We start from the raw sequence: 4,170 nt of genomic DNA on the forward strand, positions 1-4,170 counted from the left end.
CGCTGCGGGCCGAGCTCGCCACCGCGACCGCCGAGGTGGCCGACCTGCGGGCCGACCTGGCGCGCCACGACACCGAGGCCGCCGTGCTCGCCAGCCGCCGCACCGACCTCCTCGACCGCCTCGCCGACGTGCTCGCCGACGGTGACGACCTCGACGACCTCGACCGGCGGCTGCGTCACGTCGAGGACGTCGCGACCAGGCTGCTCGACGCCACGGCCGACCTGGAGCGGGTCCGCACCGCCGCCGCCCGCGCTGAGGCGGCCGTCGCGGCCGCAGCCGTCGAGCACGGCTTCGTCTCGGCGACCGAGGCCGAGGCGGCCTGGCTGGCTCCCGAGGCCGTCGCCCGGCTGCGCCGGCTGGTGGAGGAGCGCGAGCGCGACCTCGCCCGCGTCGAGGAGCAGCTCGCCGACCCCGACGTCGTCTCGGCCGCGACCGCGCCGGCCCCCGACCTGGAGAGGCTCGCGCACGAGCAGCACCGCACCCGTGGCGAGGCCGCCGCGGCACGCCAGCACGCCGCGACCCTCGACGACCGTGTGCGCCGTCTGGCCGGCCTCGCCGACGACGTCGACGGTGCCCTCGCCGGGTGGCGTCCGGTCCGGCGCGACCTCGACGCCGTTGCCGACCTCGCAGCCCTCGTCGAGGGCAAGCACCCCGACAACCAGCTGCAGATGCGCCTGTCGGCCTACGTCCTCGCCCACCGTCTCGGACAGGTGGTCGACGCCGCGAACCTCCGCCTGTCCACGATGAGCGACCGCCGCTACTCCCTCGTGCACACGGGTCGGCGCGGCGCCGGCGAGACCCGCGGCGGCCTCAGCCTGCTGGTCCGCGACGACTGGACCGGTGACGACCGCGACCCCGCCACGCTGTCGGGGGGCGAGACGTTCGTGGTCTCGCTCGCGCTCGCCCTCGGCCTGGCCGACGTCATCACGCACGAGGCCGGCGGCGCCGACCTCGACACGCTCTTCGTCGACGAGGGCTTCGGCTCCCTCGACGCCGACACCCTCGAGGACGTGATGGACACCCTCGACACCCTGCGCGACGGCGGCCGGGTGGTCGGTGTGGTCAGCCACGTGCCCGAGCTGCAGACCCGGATCCCCACCCAGCTCCGGCTGCACCGCGGCCGCCACGGCAGCCGTGTGTCCCTCCACTGTGGGTGAGGGACTCGGATAGGTTCGTCCCATGAGTGCGCCCGGGCTCGACCCGACCTTCAGCGACCTGCCGCACCGCCGGCTCGGAGACGTGGCCCTGGCCCGCGCCCAGAAGCTCGGCGCGAGCCACGCCGACTTCCGGTTCGAGCGCAACCGCTACCAGTACCTCGGTGCCCGTGACGGCGTCCTGCAGACCGCCAGCGACGCCGAGGACCTCGGCTTCGCGGTGCGCGTGGTCCACCAGGGCGCGTGGGGCTTCGCCTCCGGGGTCGTGCTGACCGACGACGAGGCACGCCGCGTCGCCGAGACGGCGGTCGCCGTCGCGAAGGTCGCGGCCGCGATGACCACCACCCCCGTCGAGCTCGCCGCCGAGCCGGTCCACGACGACGTCACCTGGGTCTCCGGCTACGACGTGAACCCGCTCGAGGTGCCCACGCGCGAGAAGGCCGCCCTCCTCGTCGACTGGACCGAGCGGCTGCGCTCAGGGGCCGCGGTCGCGCACGCGACGGCGTACCTCCAGCAGGTGCAGGAGAACAAGTACTACGCCGACCTCACCGGCACCCGCACCACCCAGCAGCGGGTCCGCCTCCAGCCCGGCTTCGAGGCCTCGGGCGAGGACTCCACGACCGGGATCTTCGACACGATGGCCTCCATCGCGCCCCCCGTCGGCCGGGGCTGGGAGTACCTCGACGGCACCCACTGGGACTGGGACGCCGAGCTCGCCGAGGTGCCCGACCTCCTCGCCGAGAAGCTCGCCGCGCCGAGCGTCGAGGCCGGCTCCTACGACCTGGTGGTCGACCCGTCGAACCTGTGGCTCACGATCCACGAGTCCATCGGGCACGCGACCGAGCTCGACCGGGCGCTGGGCTACGAGGCCAACTACGCGGGCACGTCGTTCGCCACCTACGACAAGCTCGGCACCCTGCAGTACGGCTCGCCGGTGATGAACGTCCGCGGCGACCGCACCACGCCCCACGGGCTGTCCACCGTCGGCTACGACGACGAGGGCGTGCAGACCCAGGAGTGGGACATCGTCCGCGACGGTGTCCTCGTCGGCTACCAGCTCGACCGGTCGATGGGCCACCTCAAGCCCGAGCTCAACGGCGGGCGCTCCAACGGCTGCGCGTACGCCGACTCCTCGGGCCACATCCCGATCCAACGGATGGCCAACGTCTCGCTGATGCCCGGCACGGACGACCTGTCCACCGACGACCTCATCGGCAAGGTCGAGCGCGGCATCTACGTCGTGGGCGACAAGTCGTGGTCGATCGACATGCAGCGCTTCAACTTCCAGTTCACCGGCCAGCGGTTCTACAAGATCACCGACGGCAGGCTCGACGGGATGCTGCGCGACGTCGCCTACCAGGCCACCACGACCGACTTCTGGGGCTCGATGGAGGCGGTCGGCGGACCTGACACGTGGGTCCTCGGTGGTGCCTTCAACTGCGGCAAGGCCCAGCCCGGCCAGGTCGCGGCGGTCAGCCACGGCTGCCCGAGTGCACTGTTCCGCGATGTCAACATCCTCAACACCATCGACGAGGCGGGACACTGATGACCTCCCTGCGCACCACCCCCCAGCAGCTCGTCGAGCACGCGCTCGCGACCTCCACCGCCGACGACTGCATCGCGATCGTCCGCGACACGACCAGCGCCAACCTGCGCTGGGCCAACAACACCCTCACCACCAACGGCGTGATGACCGAGGTGTCGGTGACGGTCGTCAGCTTCGCGTCGGTCGCCGGTGGCATCGCCTCGGGGTCGGTCTCGGGCAGCGCCTCCACCCCCGAGCAGGTCACCACGCTGGTCGAGGCCGCCGACGCCGCCGCCCGCGCCGGCTCGCCGGCCGAGGACGCCGCCGAGCTGGTCGCCGACCTCACCTCTCCCGACTGGGACACGGCGGCGGCCACCACCGACATCGGCGTCTACGACGCGTTCGCGCCCGCCCTCGGTGAGGCCTTCAAGCAGGCTGGCGCCGAGCAGCGCCTGCTCTACGGCTTCGTCAACCACGACGTCACCACCACCTACCTCGGCTCCTCCCGCGGCCTGCGCCTGCGCCACGCGCAGCCGTCCGGCCACTACGCCTGCACCGCCAAGGACACCTCGCTGACCCGCAGCGCCTGGGTCGGCGGGGCCACCCGCGACTTCCGCGACGTCGACGCCGCCGCCATGGCCGGCGACGTCGCGCGCCGGCTGGCCTGGGCCGAGCGCCGCATCGACCTGCCCGCCGGCCGCTACGACACGATCCTGCCGCCGTCGTCGGTCGCCGACCTGATGATCGACGCCTACTGGGGCGCCGGCGCCCGCGTGGCCCACGAGGGCGAGTCGGTCTACAGCCGCCGCGGGGGCGGCACCCGGATCGGCGACAAGGTGGCCGCCCCGGGCGTGAGCCTGTTCTCCGACCCGGCCCACCCCGGGCTGGAGTGCGCCCCGTTCGTGGTCGCAGGCTCCTCCGACAACACCGACTCGGTCTTCGACAACGGCCTGACCCTCGAGCGCACCGACTGGATCCGCGACGGGCTGCTCACCGGCCTGCTGCAGACCCGCCACTCGGCCGGGATGACCGGCCAGCCCGTCACCCCGATGATCGACAACCTCGTCCTCGAGGTCGGCGACGGCGCCGGCACGGTCGAGGACATGGTCGCCGGCGTGCAGCGCGGCCTGCTGCTGACCTGCCTCTGGTACATCCGCGAGGTCGACCCGCAGACCATGCTCCTGACGGGCCTGACCCGCGACGGCGTCTACGTCGTCGAGGACGGCGAGATCGTCGGCGCGGCCAACAACTTCCGGTGGAACGAGAGCCCGATCGACCTGCTCAACCGGTTCAGCGCGGCCACCGAGACGGTGCCGAGCTTCAGCCGCGAGTGGGGCGACGACTACTTCTCCCGCACCGCGACCCCCGCCCTCCGGATCCCCGACTTCAACATGTCGAGCGTCTCCCAGGGCGTCTGACGCCGCGACCAGGGTGGCGGCAGACGACATCGTGCGGGCGGTTCCGGATGTCGTACGCCGCCAGGGTGGCGGC

The 4,170-nt window shown here is 73.0% G+C and carries 3 protein-coding genes; all 3 read left to right on the plus strand.

Going from position 1 to position 4,170, the window contains the following annotated elements:
* Positions 1–1,157, plus strand: a 1,157-nt coding sequence (locus ACFFJG_RS20325) for an SbcC/MukB-like Walker B domain-containing protein (protein ID WP_378520625.1), incomplete at its 5' end; no start/stop codon positions are given.
* 22 nt (positions 1,158–1,179) lie between these two features.
* A complete protein-coding gene (locus ACFFJG_RS20330; protein WP_378520626.1) occupies positions 1,180–2,700 on the plus strand; it encodes a TldD/PmbA family protein in 1,521 nt (506 codons plus the stop codon).
* Positions 2,700–4,097 (plus strand): metallopeptidase TldD-related protein, encoded by a 1,398-nt coding sequence (locus ACFFJG_RS20335; protein WP_378520627.1) that lies wholly within the window; start codon positions 2,700–2,702, stop codon positions 4,095–4,097. Before ACFFJG_RS20330 ends, ACFFJG_RS20335 begins: the two co-directional genes overlap by 1 nt.
* The last annotated feature ends 73 nt before the right edge of the window (positions 4,098–4,170 follow it).

This window comes from Nocardioides zeicaulis (assembly GCF_042432345.1).
GTDB classification, from domain to species: Bacteria; Actinomycetota; Actinomycetes; order Propionibacteriales; family Nocardioidaceae; genus Nocardioides; species Nocardioides zeicaulis.